This window comes from Erythrobacter sp. SDW2, assembly GCF_021431965.1.
Classification (GTDB): domain Bacteria; phylum Pseudomonadota; class Alphaproteobacteria; order Sphingomonadales; family Sphingomonadaceae; genus Parerythrobacter.
On the sequence record NZ_CP090370.1, the window covers coordinates 793,155 to 818,831 of the forward strand.

Here is a 25,677-nt window from a genome sequence, read left to right on the forward strand (position 1 = left end):
TGCGGCACCGGACTGTCGGCGCGCCGCCGGAGACCGTGAAAGCGGCGCGAGGGTTGCGCAAGAATATGTCACTGCCCGAGGTGCTCCTGTGGCAGCAGCTCAAGGGCTGCACGCCCAAGTTCCGGCGGCAGTTCGGGATTGATCGCTACGTAGCGGACTTCGCCTGCACATCAGCGCGGTTGATTGTCGAAATCGAAGGCATCGCGCATGACATGGGCGACAGGCCCGAGCGGGACGAGATCAGGACTGCCAAGCTAAAGAGTTTGGGATGGACGATTGAGCGCATCGCGGCACGGGCAGTTCTGGATGACCCACAGGCCATTGCCGAAGCGCTGCTCAAGCATGCCGAGAGTATGGAACAAAAATCGGCCTGAAACCCTCTCCCATTTCGCTCCGTAGCTGCTAGTCCGTAGCGTCAGGGGAGAGAACATGTCGCAAAAGTCGTCCGAGCGTTTGGGCTACAAACGCTCCATCCTGTCGCGGATCGTGCGGCGGATCATCCTTTTCATCTGGACCCTCAAGGGCTGGAAGATCGACGGCGGCCTGCCGAAGGATCTGCGCAAATACGTCATCGCCGGTGCGCCGCACAGCTCGAACTGGGACTTCGTGTTCTTTACCGGCGCGACCGCTGTCGAGGGCATCGAGCCCAATTTCATGGGCAAGCACACCCTGTTCAAAGGCGTGATGAAGAACTTCATGTACGATATGGGCGGTATTCCGGTCGACCGGACCAAGCGCGCCAATGTGACTCAGCAGGTGGCGGAGGAATACGCCCGGCGCGACCATCTGGCTTTGGTGATCGCGGCAGAGGGAACGCGCAGCTCCAACGGCGAGTGGAAATCGGGTTTCTACAACATCGCCCGCGCCGCCAATGTGCCGATTGTCGCAGCCTGGGTCGACAACGACACCAATACGCTGGGCTTCAGCGATCCGATCTGGCCGACCCAGAGCTATGCCGAGACCTTGACCCGTATTGCCGCCTTCATGCGCTCCAAGCTACCCGAACTGGAACGCTACAAGGTGCTGGAAGCGCAGGCCGCGCGCCTGCTGGCCGAGGAAGCCAGGGAAGCCAACGGGGAGAACGCCGCATGATCGAAGCGCTACTGACCAATGCGGCCGTGCTACTCGCCGCCACATTGGTGATGTGGGCCATCGCTGTGAAGATCCACGATGCCTCGATCGTCGACTCCTACTGGGGCGGCGGAATGGCGCTGATGGCGGCGGTTAGCTGGTTCCAGCTCGCCCAGCCCGGCCTTGCCGCCCATGCCATTGCCGCCATGGCGATCATCTGGGGCGTGCGGCTGGCGCTGCATATCTTCACCCGCTGGCTCAAGGAAGGCGAGGACCAGCGCTACAAGCGGATCATGAAGAAGGCGCGCGAAAACAACACCTTCGCCTTCACCGCGTTGACCAAGGTATTCCTGGGGCAGGCGGTGCTGCTGTTCGCGGTCTGCTCGCCTGCGCAGGTCGGCATCCTTGCCAGCGCAGCGCCTGCACCGCTGGCACCCTTGGCCTATGCCGGGATCGCGCTGTGGGCCTTCGGCATGTTCTTCGAGACCGTCGGCGACCTGCAATTGCGCGCCTTCAAGGCCGACCCAGCCAATGAGGGGAAGATTCTCGACACCGGGCTGTGGCGCTATACCCGCCACCCGAACTATTTCGGCGATGCCTGCGCCTGGTGGGGCATCTGGCTGGTGACCGCCTCGATCGGGTGGGACTTGGCGCTCTATACGCTGATCGGGCCGGTGTTCCTGACCTTTACCCTCACCAAATGGTCGGGCGCGGCGCTGCTGGAATACGGGATGAAGAAGAAGCGCGGCGATGCCTATGCCGACTATGTCGCGCGCACGAGCGCCTTCATTCCTCTCCCTCCTAAATTGCCCCCCAAGCAACAGCGGTGAAAAAATCGGCCATTCGCTTGGCCGCGATCTTGGGCTAGGGGTTTAACCCGGCGGCAGCGTTCCTACATGGAGCCGAGCTTGAGGGAGCCCCCACCGGTGAGCGAAGACGAGATCCAGCAAGAACGCCAACGCCTGGCCCGCCTGGCGATGGACATCATGGAACGAACCGGCGAGGAAGTGACCCGCGCCAAGCTTGCCAGCGAGCTGCGCGTCGCCCGCGCCCGGATCGATGTCGTTTTCCCTGAGGAAGGCGACCTGCTCGAAGCGGTAACCGGCGAATGGTTCGCCCCCAAGCTGGCGGTGATGGACGAGGTCATGGCCAGCGATCTGCCGCCGCGCCGCAAGATGTACGAATTCTTCGCCCGCCGCTTCCTGCTGCTGCGCGACCAGTTCAAGGACGATCCGGCCACCTTCAATCTCTATATCGAGATGGGCGAGCGTTACTTCGACTACGCTCGGTCCTACATCGACCTTGCCGACCATTACCTGTGCGAACTGATCGCAGAGGCGCAGGCAGACGGGCATTTCGACGGCCTTGGCATCAACGAAGTGCTGTCGATCATCAACCAGACCGTGGTCTGCTACATCCAGCCCTATATGATCGCAATGATCCACCAGAAGCTGAGCGAGGAAAAGCTCGCCCGCATCATCGACACGCTGTTCGACGGTCTTTCGGTCGCCGACCGCGGGGCCAAGGGTGTCTCGGGCCTGCGCGCCGCGAGCTGATCAGCCGCCGATCACCGTGACCCGCCCGGTTGCGGGTAGCTGCACCACCTCCGTCGAACGGAACAGCGCTTCGATCGCATCGAGATCGAGCGGGCCGATCACCGCATCCGTGCCCGCCTTGAGCGCGCTGAAGCCATCGCCGCCGGTAGCCATGAAGCTGTTGACCGAAACGCGGTATTCCTTGACCGGGTCGATCGGCGCCCCGTCCAGAGTGGCGGAGACAACCCGCTGGCCTTCGGGACGCGAGGCGTCGAGGGTCATGGCGAAGCCCTTGCTCACCGACAGTATGTTGATGTTGTTGGGGTTGGCGAACTGCTGTTCCAGCACGGCCAGCAACTGCGCGCCGGTCAGCGTGCCCGTAACCACCGTGTTGCCGAACGGCTGGATGGCGTAAATGTCTCCGAAAGTGACGGTGCCGTCGGCCTTTGGGTTGAGGTCGGCACGGATACCGCCCGGGTTCATCAGCGCGATCTGCGCCCCGGCATCGCGCGAGGCGGCGAGCTGGGCATCGGCGATGAGATTGCCCAAGGCGGTCTCATAACTGCCGCGCAGGGCCGGGCCGGACAGCTTGCCGACCGGACGGCCGGCAACTTCGGCCGAGGCGGCGACATAGCGTGCGACATAGGCTGCGACCTCGGGGACAGGCGCGAATTCCTCATAGGCCGGATTGGCCGGGCGCCCTTCGCCCGCGCTCTGCACCGGCACGTTGCGGGCGGTCACGCCCACGACATCATTGGCGCGCGGATCGACCGTCAGCGCGATATCGGTCAGCATCCGGCCATAGGACCCGGCGCTGGTCACGGTAAAATTGCGAGATGGGTCCACCGTGCCGAAATCGCAGACATAAGCCTGGTGCGTGTGCCCCGAAATGACGAGATCGATCCGGGGATCGAGCTGCTCGAGGATCGCGCGCAGATCGCCCGCCATGCTGCCGCAGCCGTTGAAGCCGTCACCCGGCTCGGGCACCAGACCCTGGTGGATGGCGATGATGATGGCGTCGGCACCTTCGGCTACCGCCTGCGGGATAAGGGCGTTGATCGACTGGGCTTCGTCCTCGAAGGTCAGCCCGGCAATGCCGCCGGGGGTCACGATCTCTGCCGTGCCCCTGAGCGTCAGCCCGATCACTGCCACGGTGACCTCGTTCTCGCCCTCGCCGAAGCGCTTGAAGCCGATGCCGGGAAACAGCGTGGTGCCGTCCTCGGTAAAGACATTGGCGGCGAGGAAGGGGAAGTCGGTCCCGGCGAATTGCGGCTCGACCGCGCAGGGTTCACGCAGAGTGAACTTCTCGCAGCCGCCTTCGCGCAGGCGCTTGAGTTCGCGCCAGCCGCGGTCGAATTCGTGGTTGCCAACCCCCGCGAAATCGAGCCCGATCCGGTTCATCACGCCCACTGTCGGCTCGTCGAGGAACAGCGAGCTGGCCAATGGGCTGGCGCTGATCAAATCGCCCGCGGCGATCACCAGGCTGTATTTGTCCTGCCCGCGCAGCTTGGCCACGGCATCGGCCATCCACGCTGCGCCGCCGGCATAGACTTCGGCCCTCTCGCCGCCGCCCAGTTCCAGCATCATTGGGCGGCTGGCAGGTTCGAGATTGCCATGGAAGTCGTTGAGTCCGACCACCCGGACTGTGACCGGCGCGGCGGGTGCGGTCGCAGTTTCCGGAACGGTGGCACAGGCGCCCAGCGAGAGGGCCAGCAGCGAAGCGGTTAGGGTGCGGATCGTCATGTCCCAACCCATGCGATGGGAATGCGGCAAAGGAAAGACTGTCCTACAGCGCCTGTGCGCAGGCGTGTCCGCTCGCCCAGGCCCACTGGAAGTTGTAGCCCCCGAGCCAGCCGGTCACATCGACCGCCTCGCCGATGGCGTAAAGTCCCGGAACCTTGGTAGCTTCCATCGTCTGGCCGGAAAGCTCCGCCGTGCTGATTCCCCCGGCGGTGACTTCGGCCTTGGCGAACCCCTCGGTGCCATTGGGGCGGAATTCCCATCGCGCCAGCCGCTCCTGCGCCCGGCGCAGCGCCTTGTCGGCGATGCCTTGCAAGGGGCCGGAGAGGCCCAGCCGCTCGGCCAGCACGCCAGCCAAGCGCTCGGGCATATACTTGCGCAGGATCGACGTTGCGGTGGCATTGGGAGTCGCTATCTTGCGCGCGACCAGCCAGTCGCCCTTTTCGCCGGGACAGAAGTCGAGCCAGACGGGTTCGCCATGCGCCCAATAACTGGAAGCTTGCAAGATCGCCGGGCCTGAGAGCCCGCGATGGGTCAGCAGCGCCGCCTCGGCAAAGCTCGCCGTGCCAGCCCGTGCGACAACATCGCTGGCCACACCCGAAAGCTCGCGGAACAGCACGTCCTCGCCGCCCAAGGTCAGCGGCACCAGCGCCGGGCACGGTTCGACGACCTTGAGCCCGAACTGCCGCGCCAGCCGATAGGCATAGTCGCTCGCCCCCATCTTGGGGATCGACGGCCCGCCAGTGGCGATCACGAGTTTGTCGGCGGTATTGGCCGTGCCCGATGCCATGACGGCGAAACGGCCAGCATCATGCACCACCTCGGTCACATCCTGTCCGGTGAGAATGGTGACATCGCCTTTCGCGCATTCGCTTAGCAGCATCTGGACGATCTGTTTCGATGAGCCGTCGCAGAACAGCTGCCCCAGCGTCTTCTCGTGCCAGGCGATGCCATGGCTTTCTACCAGGCCGAGGAAATCGCGCGGGGTGTAGCGGCGCAGCGCCGACTTGGCGAAATGCGGGTTGGCGGACAGGTAGTTCTCCGGCCCCGCGCCGATATTGGTGAAGTTGCACCGCCCGCCGCCGGAAATGAGGATCTTCTTCCCCACCGCCTCGGCCCGCTCCAGCACCAGCACCCGCCGCCCGCGTTGCCCGGCCTGAGCCGCGCAGAACAGCCCCGCCGCCCCGCCGCCGAGGATGATGGCGTCAAAGCTGTTAGCGCTCATGCCTCGGGAGCTGCTTCCGCGCGCTGTTCGGTCAGGATCGACCAGCCGGCCAGGAACAGGCCTGCCACCAGCGGGCCGACGACGATGCCTGACATACCGACTGTGGCAATCCCGCCCAAGGTGGTGACGAGAATAACCCAGTCGGGAATGCCCGTGTCGCGGCCGACCAGGATCGGACGCAGTGCATTGTCGACCATCCCGATCACCGCGACTCCGGAAATGATGACGACGACTCCCTGCCAGATCGCGCCGGTCGCCAGCAGCCAGATCGCTGCCGGAACCCAGACGATTGCCGGGCCGACAGCGGGCAGCAGCGAGAAGATGCCCATCAGCACTCCGAACAATGCCACCGACGGCATGCCGACGATCCAGAAGGTGATGGCCCCCAAGACGCCCTGGACCAGCGCGACGACGCCCGATCCCTTGACCGTGGCTCGCACAATGGCGAGGAACCGCTCGGCCAGCCGGTCGGCGATCGACCGCTCCAGAGGCAGGGCACGGACCACCGTTCGCCCGATGGTCCTGCCGTCGCGTAGCAGGAAAAAGGTCACATAAAGTCCGACGCCGAAAGCTAGGAACCAGCTGAGTGCGCTGCCGCCAATGGCGACGGCCCGACTGGCAATCAGGCCTGCGCTCTCAGTGACAAGGTCTTGCAAGCGGCCCTGCACCATGGCGAAATTGCCGAGGCCCTGGCTGCGCAGCGCGCCGCGCAGCTGTTCGGGCAGGGCGTTGAAGATTTGCGTAAACCATGCCGCCACGTCGATTTCGCCTTCCTGGAACGCGACGACCAACAGGGCGGCCTGTTCGACCACGATGGCGCCGATCCAGAGTGCCGGTACGAGGATGGCGAAGGTGATCACCAGCAACGCGGCAAGCGCACTCTGGTTGGGGCTGTCGGGCCGTTTGATCTTGAACCAGTTGTAAAGCGGCTGGAACATGATCGCCGCCAGCGTGGCCCACAGAAGCGGGGCGATGAAGGGCCAGGCCACCAGCGCCAGCCCGCCGGTCACCAGCACCAGGAACAGCAAGAATCCGAGCCGCTCGATATCGCTGCCAAAGGGCGTGGTCTGCATTGCCTGGAACCCCTTACCAGCGCCGCGGGGTGCGCTTCTCCGACAGCGAATAGCGCAAGGATGTACCCAGCATCAATGCAGCCAGTGCAATTATCAGACCCGCCCACAGCCAGTGCGGCAGCAGCAGGTATTGCTCGATGGCGCCGGTGTCCGACAATTGCGGCCGGCCCCCGATTACCGCGCCTTCGGTCAGCAGGTAATCCCATTGCTGGAACATGCTGAGCGCGGCTTGCAGGCCCAGGAACTGGAGCGCGAAACGTTCCATCCACGGCTTGCCGCGCATGGCGATCAGGGTCAGCAGCCCTGCAATGCCGGGCAGCACGATCCAGCCGACGGTGGAGCGGACCCAGATCAGCGTCGAGAGGGCGATCAGCCCGGCCAGCGTCAGCAGCACCGGCTTCCACAAGCGTTGGTGCGGGGAGGCCATGATCAATCCCGAACCCACGATGGCCGGGCCGATCGGCCCTGCAGCGGCGATGGTCGCATGAGCGAACCGGCTGGCATCGACGGGGAAGAAATACTGCGCATAGCCGGATCCGTTGGGCAACAGCACCAGTCGCTGGAAATCGAACCCCATCAGCATCGCAGCGAGGCCATGGCCCATCTCATGGAACCACGTGCCCAAGATCATGAAGGGGTAGAGCACGATATTGCCGAACGGCACATGCGGCAGCACCAGCAGCGCACCTGCCGCAAGACCGAGATAGCGAATATGTTCCTGCCGCGAATGGATGGCGAGCGCGCTGTTCATGGGATGCGGGTCTCCTTCGTCACCTCACAAGGTGATATAGGCAAGCAATACAGCCATTGCCAGAGTGGGCAGCGCCAGCAGGCGATAGGCCGCAAGCGGGATCCGCTCGGCCCACCATACCGCATAGCGATTATGCCAGCGCATCGGTACCGCCAGGATCAGAATCGAACTGGCAACGAGGAACCAGCCGCCGATTTCCAGCAAATGCGGGGCCTTGGCCAGTGGCGCGCGCAAGACCATGGCCAGGCCGACTATGGCGCGGGGCACATGCTCGCCCAGCTGCCAGCGCCAGTTGCTGCCCATCGACGCCAAGCCTTCCCGCGCGCGATGGGGGCGGGCCAGGCAGACCAGCGCGACAAGGGCCAACCACGCCGCACCTGTCAGCACAACGAGCAGGGCGGCGGTGCCGATCACTGGAGATCAGACGTCGAGGTCGGCGACATTCAAAGCCCCAAGTCGAACCTTGATGTCGTCAGACATCGAGGTTCGCGACATTGAGAGCATTGTCCTGGATGAATTCGCGGCGCGGTTCGACCACATCGCCCATCAGCCGGGTGAAGATCTCGTCGGTCACGTCGGCGTCCTCGACCTTCACCTGCAACAGCACCCGCGCCTCGGGATCGAGCGTGGTTTCCCACAGCTGCTCGGCGTTCATTTCGCCGAGGCCCTTGTAGCGGGCGATCGACAGGCCCTTGCGCCCGGCGGCGAGGATCGCGTCGAGCAGCTGGGTCGGGCGGCTGATGGCACCGTCGCCGCTGGCGACCACCATTTCGGTTTCTTCGCCTTCGGTCTCCGCGACCGGCTCGGCCTCGACCGCTTCGGCACTGACCCGGGTCAGCCTCGAAGGGTGGACATAGGCTTCGGCCTGTTCGCTCGCGAGCTTGTGCAGTTTGCGTGCCTCGGCGCTGTCGAGGAACTTGGCTTCGATCTCGTGCACGTCGGTCACGCCGCGCCACAAGCGGTCGAAGCGGACCGAGCCATCCTCACGCAACTGCGCCGTCCAGCGCGCATCCTCGTCGCCGGCGGCCAGCCGCATGGCGGCGAGTTCCAGCGCCTGCTGGCGGGTCGATGCATCGAGCTGCGGGTCTAGTGCGCCCGACAGCGCCATCTGCTCGATGATGCCGGTGTCGTATTTGCGCGGCACGAAGGCCATCAGATTGCGGATGCGCAGCGCATGTTCGACCAGCACCCGCAAATCGCCATCGGCGCGCGAGCCACCGGTGGTCTCCAGCATGCGGCCCTGCAGGCCGGCATCGACCAGGTAACGATCAAGCGCGGCCTGGTCTTTCAGATAGACTTCGCTGCGGCCCTTGCTGACCTTGAACAGCGGCGGCTGGGCGATGAACAGGTGCCCGGCCTTGACGATCTCGGGCATCTGCCGGTGGAAGAAGGTGAGCAGCAGCGTACGGATATGTGCGCCGTCGACGTCGGCGTCGGTCATGATCACGATCTTGTGATAGCGCAGCTTGTCGAGATTGAACTCGTCGCGCAGGCCCGTGCCCATCGCCTGGATCAGCGTGCCGACTTCTTTCGACGAGATGATCCGGTCGAACCGGGCGCGCTCGACGTTGAGGATCTTGCCCTTGAGCGGCAAGATGGCCTGCGTCTTGCGGTCGCGGCCCTGCTTGGCCGAACCACCTGCCGAATCGCCCTCGACCAGGAACAGTTCGGACTTGGCCGGATCGCGTTCCTGGCAATCGGCCAGCTTGCCGGGCAGGCTGGCGATGCTCATCGCGCCCTTGCGGCTCATCTCGCGGGCCTTGCGCGCCGCTTCGCGGGCGGCGGCGGCATCGATCACCTTCTGGATGATGGCCTTGGCATCGGCGGGGTTTTCCTCCAGCCACTCGGTCATCTTCTCGCCCATCAGGCTTTCGAGCGGCTGGCGCACCTCGCTGCTGACCAGCTTGTCCTTGGTCTGGCTGGAGAACTTGGGGTCGGGCAGCTTGACCGAGACGATAGCGGTGAGGCCCTCGCGCATGTCCTCGCCGCTGAGGCTGACCTTCTCCTTCTTCATCAGTCCGCTGGCGGTGGCATAATTGTTGAGCGTGCGGGTCAGCGCGGCGCGGAAAGCCGCCAGATGAGTGCCGCCGTCGCGCTGCGGGATGTTGTTGGTGAAGCAGAGGACGTTTTCGTAATAGCTGTCGTTCCATTGCAGCGCGACATCGATGCCGATGCCGTCCTTGTCGGCGCTCACCGCGATGGGCTCGGCCACCAGCGGTTGCTTGTTGCGGTCGAGGTACTTCACGAAGGCCGCGATCCCGCCCTCGTAGTAGAGGTCGTGCTCCAGCGTTTCCTCGTGGCGCTTGTCGCGCAGCTTGATGCGCACGCCCGAGTTGAGGAAAGCGAGCTCGCGGTAACGGTGCTCCAGCTTCTCGAAGTCGAACTCGGTGACGTTCTTGAATGTATCCTCGCTCGCCTTGAAGGTCACCCGCGTGCCCTTCTTGAAGCCATCGGGGTCGGCATTCCCGTCCACCTTGGGTGCATCGCCGATGACGCGCAGGCTTTCGACCGCATCGCCGTGCTCGAAGCGCATCCAGTGCTCCTGGCCATTGCGCCAGATCGTCAGTTCGAGCCATTCGGAAAGCGCGTTGACCACCGACACGCCGACGCCGTGCAGGCCGCCGGAAACCTTGTAGGCATTGTCGTCGCTGGTGTTCTCGAACTTGCCGCCGGCGTGGAGCTGGGTCATGATGACCTCGGCCGCCGAAACGCCTTCTTCCTTGTGCATGTCAACCGGGATGCCCCGGCCGTTATCCTCCACGGACACGGACCCATCGGGATTGAGCTCGATCAGCACCAGGTCGCAGTGGCCCGCCAGCGCCTCGTCGATGGCATTGTCCGACACCTCGAACACCATGTGGTGCAGGCCGCTGCCGTCGTCGGTATCGCCGATATACATGCCGGGCCGCTTGCGGACCGCGTCGAGGCCCTTGAGGACCTTGATCGAATCGGCGCCGTATTCGCCCATCTGCTTGGCGTTCTGGGGCGGGTTTTCCGGGGTGGTCTGGCCGTTCTCGGCAGGGGTGTCGTTCATGCCGATTATATAGGCTCTGACGGCGCGAAACCCAAGCAAATGGCCGGTGATCGGGGCAGTTTTCCACCGCACGGGGCGGGCAGGGTTATCCCGGCATTTCCGGCGTGATCGCGGGCGCGGCCAAAGCCTCGCGCAGATGCAGTGCGCCGCCCCACACGCTCTGGTCGAACAGCGGGATCAGCCCGGCGCGAACGGTCTCGTCGAACTGGGTCTTGTGGCACTGCAAAGCTGCGCTCGCCGCTGCGAGATCGGCAGGCTCATAGGGCATCGCGATCGGTAGCAACGCCGGGTCGAGCGTGGCCCACGATTGGATCTCCGGCACCGGCGGCAGGGTTCCGTTGCGGAAGCCCGGATAGAGCAATTGCGGGCGGCCCGCGCCCATGCGCTGGATCACTTCGGTGGTAATGGCACTGACCATCCGGTGATCGGCATGGCCATAGCCGCCATCCGGACCCCAGGTCAGCGCGAGGTCATAATCGCCGCCGCCCAGCAGCGCTTCCAGCTGCGCCTCGAACCGCTGCGCGCTGCTGTCGGGCAAATGGGCCAGAGTGCCAAGCGTGCCGTCGCCCAGCCCGAAGAAATGCGTCACGCTGGCTTGCAGCGCCGCCGCCGAACACCGCGCTTCACCCTGGCGCACCCGGGCCAGCGCCGCGCCTTTCTCCATACCGCTCACGCCCGGGCCCTGATCGCCGTCGGTGGCGAAGACCAGCGTCAGCTCGGCCCCTTCGCGCGCCAACCGCGCCAGGACGGGAGCAATAAAGACCTCGTCATCCGGATGTGCGACGATGGCGATGACCCGCCGCGGCGTGCTGTCCTGCGCCAGTGCGCCGCTCGCCGTCATCGCCATAGCGGCCAGCGCCAGTGCCGTGATGATCGTCCGCATGTCTGCCCCCCTCGGCCATTCCGCTCTGGCCAAATCCTCGCGCGCACCCTAGGCGTCCGGCCACGGCTTGCAAGCACAGGAGAGACCCGCGCGCATGCTTTCGGTGCTCGATATCTTCCGGATCGGGATCGGCCCTTCGTCATCGCACACGGTCGGGCCGATGCGGATTGCGGGCATGTTCGTCCGCGCACTCGCCAAGACAGGCAAGATCAAGCGGACGGCGCGGGTCGAAGTCGAGCTGCAGGGCTCGCTGGCGCTGACCGGCGTAGGCCACGGCACGGTCGATGCGACCATGCTCGGGCTGATGGGCTTTCGCCCCGACGCGACCGATCCGGACGAGGCGGCGGTGGCGATTGCCGCGCTCCGCGCGAGCAAGAGGATGGCGCTCGGCGGACAGCACGATCTCGCCTTCGATCCCGCCGCGGATATCGATCTTGCCGGGCATATCATCCCGGACCTGCATCCCAACGGCATGCGGCTGGTGGCGCTGGATCCTGCGGGCGAGGTGCTGCTCCAGCGAACCTCTTACTCGACCGGGGGCGGCTTCGTCGCTTCGGAAGCGCAACTGAAGCGCAAGCCCAAGGACGACCGGATTTCTACAGGGAACAAGGTGCCTTTCGAATTCGGCTCGGCGGCGGACTTGCTGGCGATTTGTGCGAGTGAGGGGCGCTCCATCGCAGAAATCGTTCTCGCCAACGAAGATGCGATGCGGCCCCGCGCGAAGACCGAGGCGGGGCTCGACGCGATCGCCCAGGCGATGGCGCAATGCGTCGCGCGCGGGCTGGTCCAACGCGGCACCCTGCCTGGGGGCCTCAAGGTCCAGCGCCGCGCACCCGACCTGTGGGACAAACTCTCGGCCAACCCCCAGTCCAACGAACGTGAGCAGCTGTTCGACTGGCTCAATTGCTATGCCATGGCGGTGAACGAAGAGAACGCCGCCGGGGGCCGGGTGGTCACCGCGCCGACCAATGGCGCGGCCGGGATCATTCCGGCGGTGATCCGGTTCTATTGCAATGATTCGACCGAGCAGCCCTGCCGCGACAAGACCCGCGAGTTTTTGCTCACCGCAGGCGCCATCGGGCTGCTTTACAAGCAGCGCGCCAGCATTTCCGGGGCCGAGATGGGTTGCCAGGGCGAAGTTGGCGTGGCTTGTTCGATGGCTGCCGGCGGCCTCGCAGCGGTGTGGGGCGGCACGCCCGAGCAGATCGCCTGCGCGGCGGAAATCGGCATGGAGCACAACCTTGGCCTGACCTGCGATCCGGTCGGCGGGTTGGTGCAGGTCCCCTGCATCGAACGCAACGCCATCGGCGCGGTCAAGGCGGTCAACGCTGCCCGCCTCGCGCTCCACCGGACCGAGGCCGAAACCTGCGTCAGCCTCGACCAGGTGATCGAGACCATGCGCCAGACCGGGCTCGACATGAGCACCAAATACAAGGAAACCAGCCAGGGCGGCCTGGCGGTCAATGTGATCGAGTGTTGAGGCTGCCGGGCGGTCCGGCCCAAGGATAAGTATCTCGACAAAACCTTGTTGCGCCATAAGAGTGGTGGGCATGGGAGAGAACACAGCCGCCGCCGCGCTTGCCGAACCGTTCGGCAATTTTTCGCAGATCCTGTCGCAATGGGCCGCCGCCCAGCCGGACAAGCCCGCCATCCGCGATGACGGCGGCGAACTGACCTGGGGCGAGCTGGACGACCGCGTCGAGCGGCTCGCCGCGCGGCTTGTCGAGACCGGGCTGCAGAAGGGACAATCGGTCGCCATCCTCGGCACCTCATGCATCGCCTATGCGCTGGTGTTCCTTGCCGCAGTGCGCGCGGGCGGGGTTGCTGCGCCGCTGACGACCAGCGCGAGCAAGGAACAGCTCTCGGGCATGGCGGCCGATTCGGGCGCGCAGCACCTGTTCATCGATGCAGCGAAGAGCGCCGAGCTGGGCGCTGATTTCGCCACCGGGCTCGTGCATATCGCGCTGGAGGAAATCGGGCACTGGATGGCGGCCACAGGGACGAAAGCGCCCGGGTTCGAACCCGATCCCAAAGACCACTTCAACATCATCTATTCCAGCGGTACGACGGGCATCCCCAAGGGCATCGTTCATTCGCACCAGATGCGCTGGCGGCAGTTCGGGGCGACGGCGGCCTCGTTCCTGGGATCGGGCATGCCGGTGGTCTCGCTCGCATCGACCCCGCTCTATTCCAACACCACCATGGTCGCCTTCCTGCCGCCGCTGCTGGCAGGCGGCACGGTGCGGGTGATGGGCAAGTTCAACACGGTCAAATGGCTGGAGCACGCGCAGGCTGACCGGACCACGCTGACCATGCTGGTGCCGGTGCAATACCAGCGGCTGATGGCCGAACCGCGCTTCGACGAATTCGACCTGTCGTCCATGATGCTCAAATACTGCACCAGCGCGCCCTTCTCCCCCGAGCTCAAAGCCGAGGTGCTGCGGCGGATGCCGGGCGGGTTGATCGAGATCTATTCCATGACCGAGGGCGGCGTGGTCTGTCTGCTGCCCTGCCACGAATTTCCCGACAAGCTCCACACCGTGGGTCGGCCCGCGCCCGGCAGCCAGCTGAAGGTGCTCGACGACGAGGACCGGCCGGTGCCCCCGGGGGAAGCGGGCAACCTCATCGGACTCTCGCAGACCATGATGGCCGGCTACAAGAACCAGCCCGGCAAGACCCGCGAAGGCTATTGGACCGATCCTGAAACGGGCGAGGTTTGGCAGCGGATGGGCGATATCGGCCGGGTCGATGCCGATGGCTTTGTCGAGCTGGTCGGCCGGGCCAAGGACATGATCATCTCGGGCGGGTTCAACATCTATCCCAGCGATCTCGAAGCCGAACTGGCCAAGGACCCGCGCGTGGCGGAAGCGGCGGTGATCGGGATCCCGTCGGAGCAATGGGGCGAGACTCCGCTCGGCTTCGTCCGGCTGGCCGATGGCGTGGCGAAAAGCGAGGTCGGCGATATCCTTGCCGTCACCAATGCGCGACTGGGCAAGACCCAGCGGCTTAGTGCGCTCCAGGCCATCGACGAGATGCCGCGCAGCCATATCGGCAAGTTGCTCAAGACCGAGCTGCGCGAGCTCGCCGATCGCCTGACCGCGTAGTCTCGCCAATGCAGCGAAGTTGTGCGGCGCGCCTCGGGGGGGAGGGGTCAGGCGCGCCGCACCTGCGCGACCCGGAGGCTTTAGCGCTCTGGGTACACCTCGGGTCCGTTCGGAAAGGCGCGGCGGTTACACGGAGTAGTCGTGGAAATGGAAATAGGGCCGCGAGACGCTGGTCGCCGGGGGGAGGGGGAGAGAGTTGGCGACCGCGTCTCGCGGCTTTACCGATCGTTGCCGCGCCCATGGCAGCGGTTTCGATCGTCCGGCTGCCGAGGGATCGAGCAGCCTGAGGGAGCCGGGGCGAGCATTCGGGGGGGGGAGAGGAGGGCTCGCCGCCGGCTTCGAGGGGTGAAATAATCTTTCGCGCCGCTTTCTAAAAGTGAGAAAACACGCAGGTCAGTTGCGTTGGACGCAACATACTTGACAGGTTTTGTTCATCTGCGTGCGTCTGTCGCAATGTACGGTCCAACAAGGACCTCGCTGGGCTTGCTCCGGTGGGATAGATTTCCCTGCGGCTGGACAGCCTTCGTGCCCTTGCTTACCGCGCTCGGCCATGGACGACGCTCATCTCCCCGATTCCATCCTCATCGTCGATTTCGGCAGCCAGGTGACCCAGCTAATCGCGCGCCGCGTGCGCGAGGCCGGAGTCTATTCCGAAATAGCGCCTTTCACCCAGGCCGAGGCGGCGTTCAGGCGCATGAAGCCCAAGGGGATCATCCTCTCCGGCTCGCCCGCCGGTGTGCCGGAAGAGGGAAGCCCGCGCGCGCCGATGGCGCTGTTCGAGGCGGGCGTTCCGATCCTCGGCATCTGTTACGGCCAGCAGGTCATGAGTCATCAGCTCGGCGGCGAAGTGCGCCCCGGCCACGAAGTCGGCGACGGGGGCGAATTCGGCCGTGCGTACCTGACCGTGACCAAGGACTGCGCCCTGTTCGACGGGCTCTGGAGCGTCGGCGAGCGCCACCAGGTGTGGATGAGCCACGGCGACAAGGTCACCCGCTTCGCCCCCGGCTTCGAGATCGTCGCCATCAGCGACGGCGCACCCTTCGCGGTGATCGCAGACGAGGAGCGCAAGTTCTATGGCACCCAGTTCCACCCCGAGGTCGTCCACACACCCGACGGCGGGAAGCTGCTGGCCAATTTCGTGCACAAGGTCTGCGGGCTCAAAGGCGACTGGACCATGGCCGCCTATCGCGAGACCAAGGTGCGCGAAATCCGCGAGCAGGTGGGCGGCAGCAAGGTCATTTGCGGCCTCAGCGGCGGCGTCGACAGCTCGGTCGCTGCGATCCTGATCCACGAGGCGATCGGCGAACAGCTGACCTGCGTCTTCGTCGACCACGGGCTGCTGCGGCTGGGCGAGCGCGAGCAGGTCGAAACCATGTTTCGCGACCATTACAACATCCCGCTGGTGGTCGTGGATGCCGAGCAGATGTTCATGGAAGGCCTCGCCGGCGTCACCGACCCCGAGGCCAAGCGCAAATTCATCGGCAAGACCTTCATCGATGTGTTCGAAGCCGAAGCGAAGAAGATCGGCGGCGCCGATTTCCTCGCCCAGGGCACACTCTATCCCGACGTGATCGAGAGCGTCAGCTTCACCGGCGGGCCGAGCGTGACGATCAAGAGCCACCACAATGTCGGCGGGCTCCCGGAGCGCATGAACATGAAGCTGGTCGAGCCGCTGCGTGAACTGTTCAAGGACGAGGTGCGCGTTCTGGGCCGCGAGCTGGGCCTGCCCGATATCTTCGTCGGCCGCCACCCCTTCCCCGGCCCCGGCCTGGCCATCCGCATCCCCGGCGAAGTGACCAAGGAACGCTGCGATATCCTGCGCAAGGCCGACGCCATCTATCTCGACGAGATCCGCAAGGCCGGGCTCTATGACGCGATCTGGCAGGCCTTCGCCGTGCTGCTGCCGGTCCGCACCGTGGGCGTGATGGGCGATTATCGCACCTACGACAGCGTCTGCGCCCTGCGCGCGGTGACCAGCACCGACGGGATGACGGCGGACGTCTATCCCTTCGACGCCGCCTTCCTGACCGGCTGCGCGACGCGCATCGTCAACGAGGTGCAGGGGATCAACCGGGTGGTGTATGACTATACGTCAAAGCCGCCGGGGACGATCGAGTGGGAGTGAAGCGTCTCCGTTCCGCTGCTTAACGCCTGAAAACCGCTACTTTGTTCAACACGTAGTGGCGGCCTGCAATCGCCATGAGCGCACCGATGAGTGCGAATGCGATGCCGAAGCCGAACAGCAAGGGCTCGCGAACGGGTTCATCACCGTAAGCAAGGGCGAAGAGGATGGATGCCGTCAGTGCGCCGGCGAAACCCGCTGCGCCAACCGAATCGCCAAAGATTCTGCTTATCGTCGTCCCCACGGCAATACCAAGCGGCAACGCAACAATGATGCCCAGAATGAGGCCGATCAATCCTCCCCAGAAGAGCGTGCCAAGAATTGCAGAAGGGTCATCCGTGAGCCTGTTGAAACCGAACAGGATGCCAACAAAACCGATAGCGGTGACGAGGCCACCTAAAGCCGAGGCAACCAATGCGATTGACACGACGTCGCCGAAATCCAGTTGCCTTGCCACATGTTCAAGGTAGCTTGCGATCTGGTCGAGGCCAAGCACTATTGCCGGGCTTCGACCGAGGGACCCAAGCTTGACCAACCCCCTTGACCAACCTACCCTCACGCCATGACCATCCACTTCAACATCGGCGAGGCCAAGGCGCAGCTTTCGAAGCTGATCGCGGCTGCCTTGCGCGGTGAAGAAGTGGTGATCGACAAGGATGGCGTGCCGCAAGTGCGGCTGACGCCGGTCCCTGCCGCGCAAAAGCTCGACAAGGAAGAACGGCGTCGGCGTATCGACGAGATGCTCGCGCGGGTCGATGCCATGCCGATGGATCGCACCACCAGCTGGGAACTTGAATACGACGAGTTCGGCCTGCCGAAATGATCCCGAAATGATCGCGGTCGATACGTCGGCCCTCATGGCTGTCCTGCTGGGTGAACCCGAACAGGATCACATAATATCGCTGTTGGAGCGGGCAGACGGCGTCGTCATCAGCGCAGGGACCTTGGTCGAGCTAAGGTTGGTGGCTTATCGCAGATTTGGTGCGCCGCTGGCTGCCGAAGTTGATGTGTCACTTGGGCTGTTCGGTATCGCCATCATTCCTGTCGACCGCGAACAGGCCGATATCGCTCACACGGCCTTCACCCGGTTCGGCAAGGGCACCGGCCATCCGGCGCAGCTCAACTATGGCGATCTGTTCGCCTATGCGCTGGCCAAGAGCCGCAATATCCCCCTGCTGTTCAAGGGCGCGGATTTCGTCGCGACGGATGTGATCGCCGCCGCCTAAGCCGCAACGAAAATCGCGTGTCGCGCTGCCCGCAGCCTGCTAGCGTGATGCAGGGTCGGAATGGGGAGGTGCACTGTGGCGACTTCGGCTGAAAAATCACGCGTTTCGGGCACGCGGCTGTTCTGGGTGGTGATCCTGCTCGCGCTGTCGGTGCTGCTCAATTACGTCGACCGAGGCGCTATCGGGGTCGCGGCGCCGCTGATGATCGAAGAGCTCGATTTCACCGCGACCGAGTTCGGCACCGCGGTCTCCGCCTTCTTCTGGGTCTACGCGCCGTTGTGCCTGTTCGTCGGCTGGCTGTGCGACCGGTTCTGCGTCTACCGCATGTTTGCCGCCGGGATCGCGCTGTGGGCGCTGGCGACGCTGCTGACCGGCTTCGTCAACGGGCTGGTGCTGCTGATCGTGCTGCGGCTGCTGCTGGGGCTGGGCGAGAGCATCGCCTTTCCCGGCAGTTCCAAGATCTTCGCCGCCGAGGTGCCGGCGCATCATCGCGGCAGCGCCAACGCACTGGTCGGCGCGGCGCTGGCGTTCGGGCCGGCGGTGGGCGTGCTGACCGGCGGGGTGATCCTGGAGACCATGGGTTGGCGGCCGATTTTCTGGATATTCGGCCTCGTCACCCTGCTGTGGCTGGTGCCCTGGCACTTCGCCTCGAAGCCCTTGCGCAGTGACAGCGTGACGACCCCGGTGGTCGATCCGGTGCCGATGAAGCGGCTGTTCGCCATTCCTACGCTGTGGCTGATGGGCGTGGCCCATTTCATGTCGAACTACGGCTTCTACTTCCTGCTCGCCTGGCTGCCACTCTACCTGACCAAGACGCTGGGCTATTCGATTGCCGAGATGACGCTGCTGACGACGCTCAACTTCACCACCCAGGGTGTCTCGGCGCTGGTGGCCGGGCGGCTGTCCGACATGGCGGTAACGCGCGGCGCGGACGAGGCGCGCGTGCGGCGCTGGCTGATGGCGTTGGGCCAGGCGCTGGCCGGTGGCGCGATTGCCGGGCTGTGGTTTGCCGAAGGGACCTGGCAATTGGGCGCATGGCTGGTGATCGCCGGGATCGGGGCCGGGCTGGTCTCGGTCAACCTGTTTGCCGTGGCGCAGATCTTTGCCGGGCCGCGCGCCGCAGGCGGCTGGGTCGGCATCCAGAACGCCATCGGCAATGCTTCGGGCATCGTTGGCCCGATCGCGACGGGGATTATCGTCGACCAGCTCGGCTCCTATGGGCTGGCCTTCGCGCTGGCGGCAGGGATTTCGGCTGCCGGTGCGCTGTGGTGGTGGCTGGTAATACCTCCGATCCGGCAGATCGAGACCTGAGGCAAAGCCAGGCGGCGGCGCGCACTTCCTGGCCGATCCGTTTGATCCTTTCGCGTGTCCGCATCAGCAGCGCGACAGTTCGACCTGCATGGACGTGGTGCCGTGGGCCAGACAGGCCGGGACCCGCTTCGGCTCGCCTAGCACATTCACCGGGGAACGCTCTGGCCTCCCGAGGCGTTGAACAGGCACGGACGGGAGCACAGCAATGTCCCCGGAGAGAACAATGAAAACCGCAATTGTATTGATCGCTTCCGCCACTGCCACGCTGGCCCTGGCAGGCTGCGCGACCTTGGAGGAAACACTCGCCGAAGAAAGCTCGGAAACATACTATGCCACGCTGACGGGCGCGAACGAAGTCGGCGGCGGCGACAGCGACGGATACGGCAGGGCGGAAATCTCCATCACCGACGAATTTGGCCAGATATGCTGGGACCTCAACGATGTTCGCGGCATCGGCCCGATCACCGCGGCTCATATCCATCTCGGCGCAGCCGGGACCAACGGGCCCCCAGTCTTCACCCTGCGCCGTGCCAATGAAGGCGGCTATAAGGGTTGCACCGACGGGAGCGAATGGCAGGAGGACCGGATCGAGGGCAACCCCGAAGCCTTCTATGTCAACGTCCACACAGCCGAGTATCCCAACGGCGCGATCCGCGGTCAATTGAGCCGCAACTAGGTCCGCCAGCGATCGCATCGAAATGCCGGAAACGTCTTGTCGCGCGGCACATGTCGCGCGACAACTGTTCCCCATGCAACTCGATCTCGGCCCCGATCCGCGCACCGATGTGCTGCGCCGTTTGCACACTGCGCTGATTGGCAGGCTCGGGCGCATCGTGCGCCCGCCCGACAAGCGCCGCAGCCCTGAATGGGTGCTGGTTCATGGCGTGATCGGCGCACAGACCAAGACGGCGGCTTCGAACGCTTCGACCGACGGGCTGCTGGCGGACTATGGCTGCTGGGAAGCGGTTGCGTCAGCGCCGGTTGGGGAACTCGAGGCCCCGCTACAGCGCCAGACCTTTCCCTCGGTCGCGGCGCAAAGGCTCAAGGATTGCCTCGGCGCGATCATGGCCGAGCGCGGCGCGGTGGATTTGTCACACCTCTCCGACCTGGAGACCGACGCGGCGATGGCTTGGCTCGAACGCCTGCCCGGCGTCGCGCGCAAGAATAGCGCCGGGGTGATGAATGCCTCAACCTTGGGGCGAAAGGCGATGGTGATCGACGGCCATCACCGCCGCATCATGCAGCGCATGGGCATCGTGCCGGAGCGCGCCGACACCACCCGGGCCTACGACACACTGATGCCGCTGGTCCCGACCGAGTGGACTGCGGCAGATATGGACGAACACCACTTGCTGCTCAAGAAACTGGGGCAGAGCCTGTGCCGCCCGCGCGCGCCCGATTGCACCGAATGCCCGGCGCGCAGTGGTTGCGCGACCGGGCGAAGGGCAAATCAGGCGCCCTTGTCAGGCAGATTGTAGGGAATGAAGTCGGACAGGAAGACGTTGCCGGTGTAAAAGCCGCCGACCGGGTCGATCGTGGTGACAATGTCGCTCTTGCACACGCTCGAGCCGAACTTGCGGAAGACCAGCGCGTCCCGATCATCGAGCGATTCCGGATCGCGGGTATAATTGACCCATACGGTGCGGCCGACCTTGTAGACGATCGCGGTCTTGTCGATCACCTGGAAGCTGCGCACCGGATAATCGCGGATGCAGCTCTTGGGCTCGCCGGCCACGCGGCCTTCGATCAGCTTGGCCAGCTTGGCCTCGCCCTTGGACATCTCGTCGGCATGCACGGGTGCGCCGCCGATCATGGCGAAGGCGGCAAGGGCCACAGCGGAAAGAAAGGTCTTGGTCATCACGCTTCTCCTAGAAGCGCGACTCATACCACAATTGGCTGAACTGGGGCTGACTTTTTACGTCAGCGGTGGCCGGGATCGGCGCCCTCCGAAATGTCGGGCAAGCTCGCCTGGTCGGCAGCGTCGGCCGGGCCGCCTTCGAGCACGAAGCGGCGGTCGCAATAGCCGCAGTCGACATAGCCATGCTCGTCGATCTCGAGATAGATGCGCGGATGGCCGAGCGCGGCCGGGCGGTAATTGACGCCCCCGCGGATATCGCTGGCGCCGTCGCAACTGACGCGGCGGGTGGTGACCTTGACGACTTCGGGCGGGGCTATGCTCATGCGGCTGCGAATAGTGGCTTGGCCTGCGCGAAGCAATCCGGTCTTTGCAGCTCGCGCGGCTTCGGCCTAGAGGCAGGTGCATGACAAAGCTTCCCGCCATTTCCATCCGCGACCTGCAGAAGACCTATGCCGGGGTGAAGGGTGAGCCTGGCAAGCACGCTCTCAAAGGTATCAGTTTAGAGGTGCCGCAGGGAGAGGTCTTCGGCCTGCTCGGCCCCAACGGGGCAGGCAAGTCGACGCTGATCAATATCCTCGCCGGGCTCGTGACCAAGAGCGGCGGTGAGGCCGAGATCTGGGGCTTCGACATCGACGCCAACCCGCGCAATGCCAAGCGTTCGATCGGCATCGTCCCGCAGGAAATCGTCTTCGATCCCTTCTTCACGCCCTATGAGGTGCTGGAAAACCAGGCCGGTTTCTACGGCGTGCCCAGGGCCGAGCGGCGCAGCGAAGCCCTGCTGGAGGCAGTGCACCTCGCCGACAAGCGCAATGCCTATGCCCGCACGCTCTCTGGCGGGATGAAGCGCCGCCTGCTGATCGCCAAGGCGATGGTCCATTCGCCGCCGATCCTGGTGCTCGACGAACCGACCGCCGGAGTCGATGTCGAGCTGCGCCGCCAGCTGTGGGAACTGGTGACCGAACTCAACAAGCAGGGTGTCACCATCGTCCTCACCACGCACTATCTGGAAGAAGCGGAGCAGCTGTGTGACCGCATCGCCATCATCAATCACGGCGAGCTGATCGCCAACAAACCGACCAGGGACCTCGTCGGCATGGCGCGCGAGAAGATCGTCCGTGTCAGTGTCGACAAGGACCTTGGCGGCCCGATCATGGAGCCTGGTTTCGCCAGGGCGGAAGTGCTGGAGCCGCGCACGCTCGAAATCACCTACAACCGCGACGCCATGAGCGCCGGGCAGGTACTCGCCATCGTGCAGCAGCATGGTTACGGCATCGAGGATGTGACCACTCGCGAGGCGGACCTCGAGGACGTGTTCGTGCAGTTGACGGGCGCCGGTTGATCGGATCTGGCGCTCAGCCGACCTTCCACCAGATTTCACCGCCCTTCACCTCGATCAGCCACTCGGCTTTCTCGGCGGTTATGTAGGGGCGCCAGGCTGCCTCGAAAATGGCGTCGATATGCCGTTCGAAGGCGGCCCGCGTCAGATCCAATTGGAACTGCTCGCAAACGAGAATACGGTCCTCCGGCCCCACGATGCCGCAGAGTATCTCTGCAACCTTCGCAAGCTTCTGCCTGTCGTCGTCGAAGCCATAGGCCCATTGTACGTCGTCGATCTCGCGCCATTGCACATAGCTGGCTCGGGTAAGCCAGCTCGGGCCCCAGCGCTTGGCATCGGCCAGACTTCGCAGATTGAAGTCTTCTCCGGCCTCCAGCAAGGTCGAAAACGCCGGTTCGGCACGGTCGCGCAACTCCTTTACGGCGAGACGTGCGCGATTGAACTGGCGCTTTTGTTCGATCAGCTTGCGACGTTCGGAGTCCATTGCACTCTTGCACACGTTGCGCTCGCTGCATTCAAGCGAAAAATATGGTCGGCTCCGGGATGATGTGGCTCCGGCTGCACCCGAACCTAGCGCGGCCTGTGCCCCAGCCCCGCATCGTGCAGCGGGGTCACGATCCAGTGGCCGGGGGATTCCTCCTCCAGCACCTGCCTGCAACTACGGCAGCGCCCGATGGAGCGGCCGTACATCAATTGGACGGTGCGCTTGTCGACATTGTGTCGGCCCAAGGCACAGCGAATTCGACCGATTACCATCGGTTGCGACCTCCCGGTATCATGCCCCCGGTGTTTGGCCCTGTCGCGAGTGCCGCTATCGCAACCGCGGTGAACGGGAAGTGTCCCGGCGACAAGGCGTTCTCTGCTTGCCGCCAATCGTTGGCGGCGGCATGACACGTCCATGACACAGGCTTCCCACGACGTCCTCATCATCGGTTCCGGTGCCGCCGGGCTCACCGCCGCGTTGGCGCTGGCGGAATCGAAGCGCGTGCTGGTGCTGGCCAAGGGCTCGCTGACCGGCGGCTCGACCGCGTGGGCGCAAGGCGGAATTGCCGCCGTGCTCGACGAAGGCGACACTTTCGAGAACCACATCCGCGACACCATGGTGGCCGGGGCCGGGCTCAACCGGCTGGAGACAGTCGAATTCGTGGTCGAGAACGCGCCGCGGTCGATCGAGCGGTTGATCGAGCTGGGCGTGCCCTTCAATCGCGAGAAGTTCGGCGAGGATGCGGGCGACCTCCACCTCACCCGCGAAGGCGGCCACAGCCATCGCCGGATCGTCCATGTCGACGACGCGACCGGCTGGGCGGTGCAGGCGGCGCTGGTCAAGGCGGCCGAGGATCATCCCAATATCACGCTGCTGCCGGGGCGCACCTGCATCGACCTGATCACCAGCCGCAGTGGCGAGCGATACTCGGGCGATGGCCACGTCTGGGGTGCCTATGCGCTGGACGAGGCGAGCGGCAAGGTTGAGGCGCATGTTGCCCGCGCCACCATTCTCGCCAGTGGCGGGGCGGGGCGGGTCTACCAGTTCAGCACCGCCCCGCGCGGCGCGACGGGGGACGGGATCGCCATGGCCTGGCGCGCCGGGGCACGGGTCTCCAACATGGAGATGATGCAGTTCCACCCGACCTGCCTCTACAATCTCGAGGTCAAGAACTTCCTCATCACCGAGGCGGTGCGGGGCGAGGGCGGGCGGCTGTTCAACCCGGTGACGGGCGAGCGTTACATGGAACGCTATGACCCGGAGCGACTGGAACTCGCGCCCCGCGACATCGTCGCCCGCGCCAATGACGACCAGATCAAGCGTTACGGCCTCGACTATGTCCATCTCGACATCAGCCACCAGCCGGCCGATTTCGTGAGGGGGCATTTCCCGACCATTTACGAGAAGCTGATGGGCCTCGGCATCGACATGACCAAGGAACCGATCCCGGTCGTCCCGGCGCAGCACTATACCTGCGGCGGGGTGCTGGTGGGGCTCGATGCGCGGACCGACCTGCCCGGGCTATGGGCGGCGGGGGAATGCACCGAGAGCGGGCTCCACGGGGCCAACCGCCTCGCTTCCAACAGCCTGCTCGAATGCTTCGTCTTCGGCGAGGCGGCGGCGAAGGATATCCTCGCCCGCTGGGGCGATCTCGCCCCGCCGCCGCCGATCCGCGAATGGGACGCCAGCCGGGTGACCGATTCCGACGAGGAAGTCGTCATCAAGCAGAACTGGACCGAAATCCGCCGCTTCATGTGGAACTATGTCGGTATCGTCCGCACCACCAAACGCCTCGAACGCGCCGCCCACCGCATCCGCATGCTGGGGCAGGAGATCGAGGATTATTACGGCAGTTTCCGCGTCACCTCCGACCTCATCGAACTGCGCAATTTGCATCAGAGCGCCGATCTGATCGTCCAGAGCGCACTCAAACGGCACGAAAGCCGCGGGCTGCACTATACGCTGGATTATCCGGAGACGGACGCGGTGGCGCGGGATACGGTGCTAGTGCCATGACTCTCAAGAGGCCAGACCCAGTGACGTATGGCCTCCCAGAAGAGTTTAGTGCACGAAACGCGTCTCAAATCATAAAGGCATGGGATGATAGATCATTTAAAATAGGGATGTATATTTCTCTTTTTATTTTTATCGGCATTACGGTGAATTGCATAGGTTCGATCATTGAGCTCACTTTATTCGAATTTATTATGGGATTTCTGTTTTTAGGAACACCTACTATAATTCTAGTAGGATTTGGGGGGCAAATAGGAGCAATCGCACTTCTTCGGCTGTTTCAGCCTCAAAGCCTTGAAGGCGCTCGAAAGTTCTTAGATGATACGAACGTCTGGGAGTATAATTCCAAAGAAACGGGCGCCGGTTTTTGGAAGGGGCTGCGTGGCATCGATTTTGAACGAGCATTGGCCAGGATGCTTTCCTCAAGAGGTGTAGATTGTCGAATGACAAGGGTCACAGGTGATGGTGGTGTCGACTTGATCATTCAACTGTCTGGGTGCGTGTACTGGGCACAATGCAAGGGGCATTCGACGAAGGTTTCGGTGGCTGCAATACGCGAGATTGCTGGTGCATGTGTGAACTCTCAAGCTCGACCTTTGGTCTTTGCGGTCAATGGGTTCACAGCACCAGCCGTCGAGGCTGCATCAATTCGATCGGTAAAGCTCTACGACACAGATGACATCGTGCGTTTGGCTCAGAGAGCTCGTATCGAAGCGATCTAAAATGCGTTGATCGGCTAGTCTGTTAGGTTTGTCGGAGAGTTTACCGCACTCATAGACAGTTTGTTGCCTTCAATAGCATCAGCTGCCATCCCCCCCCTCAACGGGAGCGGCGCTTCAGCCCCCAGCACAGACCCCCAATGGTCCCGCGCCGCTCCCGCCCCCTTCTCCCTAGAACGGGCCGCCATCTTG

At 64.2% G+C, this 25,677-nt stretch carries 27 protein-coding genes; 15 read left to right on the top strand and 12 right to left on the bottom strand.

All coding sequences use genetic code 11. The features are described 5' to 3' along the window. Positions 1-65 precede the first annotated feature (65 nt). From LY632_RS03855 to LY632_RS03870, 4 genes are all read left to right on the top strand, one after another. On the top strand, positions 66-374 hold the full coding sequence (locus LY632_RS03855) for an endonuclease domain-containing protein (RefSeq protein WP_234092490.1): 309 nt from the start codon (positions 66-68) through the stop codon (positions 372-374). A gap of 55 nt (positions 375-429) precedes the next feature. Next, positions 430-1,092: a 1-acyl-sn-glycerol-3-phosphate acyltransferase gene (locus tag LY632_RS03860; RefSeq protein ID WP_234092491.1), complete on the top strand. Its 663-nt coding sequence runs from the start codon at positions 430-432 to the stop codon at positions 1,090-1,092. Next, complete coding sequence (locus LY632_RS03865; RefSeq protein WP_234092492.1) at positions 1,089-1,901, top strand: DUF1295 domain-containing protein; 813 nt, start codon at positions 1,089-1,091, stop codon at positions 1,899-1,901. Before LY632_RS03860 ends, LY632_RS03865 begins: the two co-directional genes overlap by 4 nt. Before the next feature lie 96 nt (positions 1,902-1,997). Then, positions 1,998-2,627 carry a hypothetical protein gene (locus LY632_RS03870; RefSeq protein ID WP_234092493.1) on the top strand — a complete coding sequence of 210 codons (630 nt, stop codon included), beginning with the start codon at positions 1,998-2,000 and terminating at the stop codon, positions 2,625-2,627. On the opposite strand, the gene LY632_RS03875 is transcribed toward LY632_RS03870, so the two are convergent. The 7 genes from LY632_RS03875 to LY632_RS03905 form a co-directional block, all read right to left on the bottom strand. Then, positions 2,628-4,349 carry a bifunctional UDP-sugar hydrolase/5'-nucleotidase gene (locus tag LY632_RS03875; protein WP_234092494.1) on the bottom strand — a complete coding sequence of 574 codons (1,722 nt, stop codon included), beginning with the start codon at positions 4,347-4,349 and terminating at the stop codon, positions 2,628-2,630. Between the two features lie 43 nt (positions 4,350-4,392). Beyond that, positions 4,393-5,571: an NAD(P)/FAD-dependent oxidoreductase gene (locus LY632_RS03880; protein ID WP_234092495.1), complete on the bottom strand. Its 1,179-nt coding sequence runs from the start codon at positions 5,569-5,571 to the stop codon at positions 4,393-4,395. Next, on the bottom strand, positions 5,568-6,644 hold the full coding sequence (locus LY632_RS03885; protein WP_234092496.1) for an AI-2E family transporter: 1,077 nt from the start codon (positions 6,642-6,644) through the stop codon (positions 5,568-5,570). The genes LY632_RS03880 and LY632_RS03885 overlap by 4 nt, the downstream gene beginning before the upstream one ends. Before the next feature lie 13 nt (positions 6,645-6,657). Then, on the bottom strand, positions 6,658-7,395 hold the full coding sequence (locus LY632_RS03890) for a M50 family metallopeptidase (protein WP_234092497.1): 738 nt from the start codon (positions 7,393-7,395) through the stop codon (positions 6,658-6,660). 24 nt (positions 7,396-7,419) lie between these two features. Next, a complete protein-coding gene (locus LY632_RS03895; protein ID WP_234092498.1) occupies positions 7,420-7,809 on the bottom strand; it encodes a hypothetical protein in 390 nt (129 codons plus the stop codon). Positions 7,810-7,867: 58 nt separating this feature from the next. After that, positions 7,868-10,429 carry a DNA topoisomerase (ATP-hydrolyzing) subunit B gene (gene gyrB / locus LY632_RS03900; RefSeq protein WP_370636554.1) on the bottom strand — a complete coding sequence of 854 codons (2,562 nt, stop codon included), beginning with the start codon at positions 10,427-10,429 and terminating at the stop codon, positions 7,868-7,870. An 85-nt stretch (positions 10,430-10,514) separates the two neighbouring features. Next, positions 10,515-11,312 carry a PIG-L family deacetylase gene (locus tag LY632_RS03905; RefSeq protein ID WP_234092499.1) on the bottom strand — a complete coding sequence of 266 codons (798 nt, stop codon included), beginning with the start codon at positions 11,310-11,312 and terminating at the stop codon, positions 10,515-10,517. A 94-nt stretch (positions 11,313-11,406) separates the two neighbouring features. On the opposite strand from LY632_RS03905, the gene LY632_RS03910 reads away from it, so the two are divergent. The 3 genes from LY632_RS03910 to guaA all read left to right on the top strand — a co-directional run bounded on the left by LY632_RS03910 (position 11,407) and on the right by guaA (position 16,541). After that, entirely contained in the window at positions 11,407-12,792 is a 1,386-nt protein-coding gene (locus LY632_RS03910; RefSeq protein ID WP_234092500.1) for an L-serine ammonia-lyase, read from the top strand. Between the two features lie 70 nt (positions 12,793-12,862). After that, a complete protein-coding gene (locus LY632_RS03915; protein WP_234092501.1) occupies positions 12,863-14,416 on the top strand; it encodes a class I adenylate-forming enzyme family protein in 1,554 nt (517 codons plus the stop codon). Positions 14,417-14,966: 550 nt separating this feature from the next. After that, positions 14,967-16,541, top strand: coding sequence for a glutamine-hydrolyzing GMP synthase (guaA, locus tag LY632_RS03920; protein ID WP_234092502.1), 1,575 nt, complete (start codon positions 14,967-14,969; stop codon positions 16,539-16,541). A 19-nt stretch (positions 16,542-16,560) separates the two neighbouring features. Here the strand turns inward: guaA and LY632_RS03925 are convergent, their stop codons facing one another. Continuing rightward, positions 16,561-17,034 carry a hypothetical protein gene (locus LY632_RS03925; protein ID WP_234092503.1) on the bottom strand — a complete coding sequence of 158 codons (474 nt, stop codon included), beginning with the start codon at positions 17,032-17,034 and terminating at the stop codon, positions 16,561-16,563. Between the two features lie 66 nt (positions 17,035-17,100). Here LY632_RS03925 and LY632_RS03930 point away from each other — a divergent pair, with 66 nt between their 5' ends. The 5 genes from LY632_RS03930 to nth all read left to right on the top strand — a co-directional run bounded on the left by LY632_RS03930 (position 17,101) and on the right by nth (position 20,553). Then, the gene (locus LY632_RS03930; protein ID WP_234092504.1) at positions 17,101-17,361 is read left to right on the top strand and encodes a type II toxin-antitoxin system Phd/YefM family antitoxin; all 261 of its coding nucleotides are present in this window, start codon (positions 17,101-17,103) and stop codon (positions 17,359-17,361) included. Positions 17,362-17,368: 7 nt separating this feature from the next. Beyond that, positions 17,369-17,764, top strand: a complete 396-nt coding sequence (locus LY632_RS03935) for a type II toxin-antitoxin system VapC family toxin (RefSeq protein ID WP_234092505.1) — start codon at positions 17,369-17,371, stop codon at positions 17,762-17,764. 75 nt (positions 17,765-17,839) lie between these two features. Then, entirely contained in the window at positions 17,840-19,075 is a 1,236-nt protein-coding gene (locus tag LY632_RS03940) for an MFS transporter (protein WP_234092506.1), read from the top strand. Positions 19,076-19,298: 223 nt separating this feature from the next. After that, entirely contained in the window at positions 19,299-19,751 is a 453-nt protein-coding gene (locus LY632_RS03945; protein WP_234092507.1) for a CHRD domain-containing protein, read from the top strand. Between the two features lie 73 nt (positions 19,752-19,824). Continuing rightward, entirely contained in the window at positions 19,825-20,553 is a 729-nt protein-coding gene (nth, locus tag LY632_RS03950; protein WP_234092508.1) for an endonuclease III, read from the top strand. Here the strand turns inward: nth and LY632_RS03955 are convergent. Both LY632_RS03955 and LY632_RS03960 read right to left on the bottom strand, forming a co-directional pair. Beyond that, positions 20,526-20,933, bottom strand: a complete 408-nt coding sequence (locus LY632_RS03955; RefSeq protein WP_234092509.1) for a hypothetical protein — start codon at positions 20,931-20,933, stop codon at positions 20,526-20,528. The two genes, nth and LY632_RS03955, sit on opposite strands and share 28 nt — an antisense overlap. 62 nt (positions 20,934-20,995) lie before the next feature. After that, on the bottom strand, positions 20,996-21,256 hold the full coding sequence (locus LY632_RS03960; RefSeq protein WP_234092510.1) for a zinc-finger domain-containing protein: 261 nt from the start codon (positions 21,254-21,256) through the stop codon (positions 20,996-20,998). An 80-nt stretch (positions 21,257-21,336) separates the two neighbouring features. Between LY632_RS03960 and LY632_RS03965 the strand changes: the two genes are divergently transcribed. Beyond that, positions 21,337-22,272, top strand: a complete 936-nt coding sequence (locus LY632_RS03965) for an ABC transporter ATP-binding protein (protein WP_234092511.1) — start codon at positions 21,337-21,339, stop codon at positions 22,270-22,272. A gap of 13 nt (positions 22,273-22,285) precedes the next feature. On the opposite strand, the gene LY632_RS03970 is transcribed toward LY632_RS03965, so the two are convergent. Then, on the bottom strand, positions 22,286-22,753 hold the full coding sequence (locus LY632_RS03970) for a hypothetical protein (RefSeq protein ID WP_234092512.1): 468 nt from the start codon (positions 22,751-22,753) through the stop codon (positions 22,286-22,288). A gap of 86 nt (positions 22,754-22,839) precedes the next feature. After that, positions 22,840-22,998, bottom strand: coding sequence for a hypothetical protein (locus tag LY632_RS03975; RefSeq protein ID WP_234092513.1), 159 nt, complete (start codon positions 22,996-22,998; stop codon positions 22,840-22,842). Between the two features lie 169 nt (positions 22,999-23,167). On the opposite strand from LY632_RS03975, the gene nadB reads away from it, so the two are divergent. Together nadB and LY632_RS03985 are read left to right on the top strand one after the other, a co-directional pair. Further along, positions 23,168-24,769 (top strand): L-aspartate oxidase, encoded by a 1,602-nt coding sequence (gene nadB, locus LY632_RS03980; RefSeq protein ID WP_234092514.1) that lies wholly within the window; start codon positions 23,168-23,170, stop codon positions 24,767-24,769. Between the two features lie 20 nt (positions 24,770-24,789). Further along, positions 24,790-25,488, top strand: a complete 699-nt coding sequence (locus LY632_RS03985; protein WP_234092515.1) for a restriction endonuclease — start codon at positions 24,790-24,792, stop codon at positions 25,486-25,488. Positions 25,489-25,677: the final 189 nt, after the last annotated feature.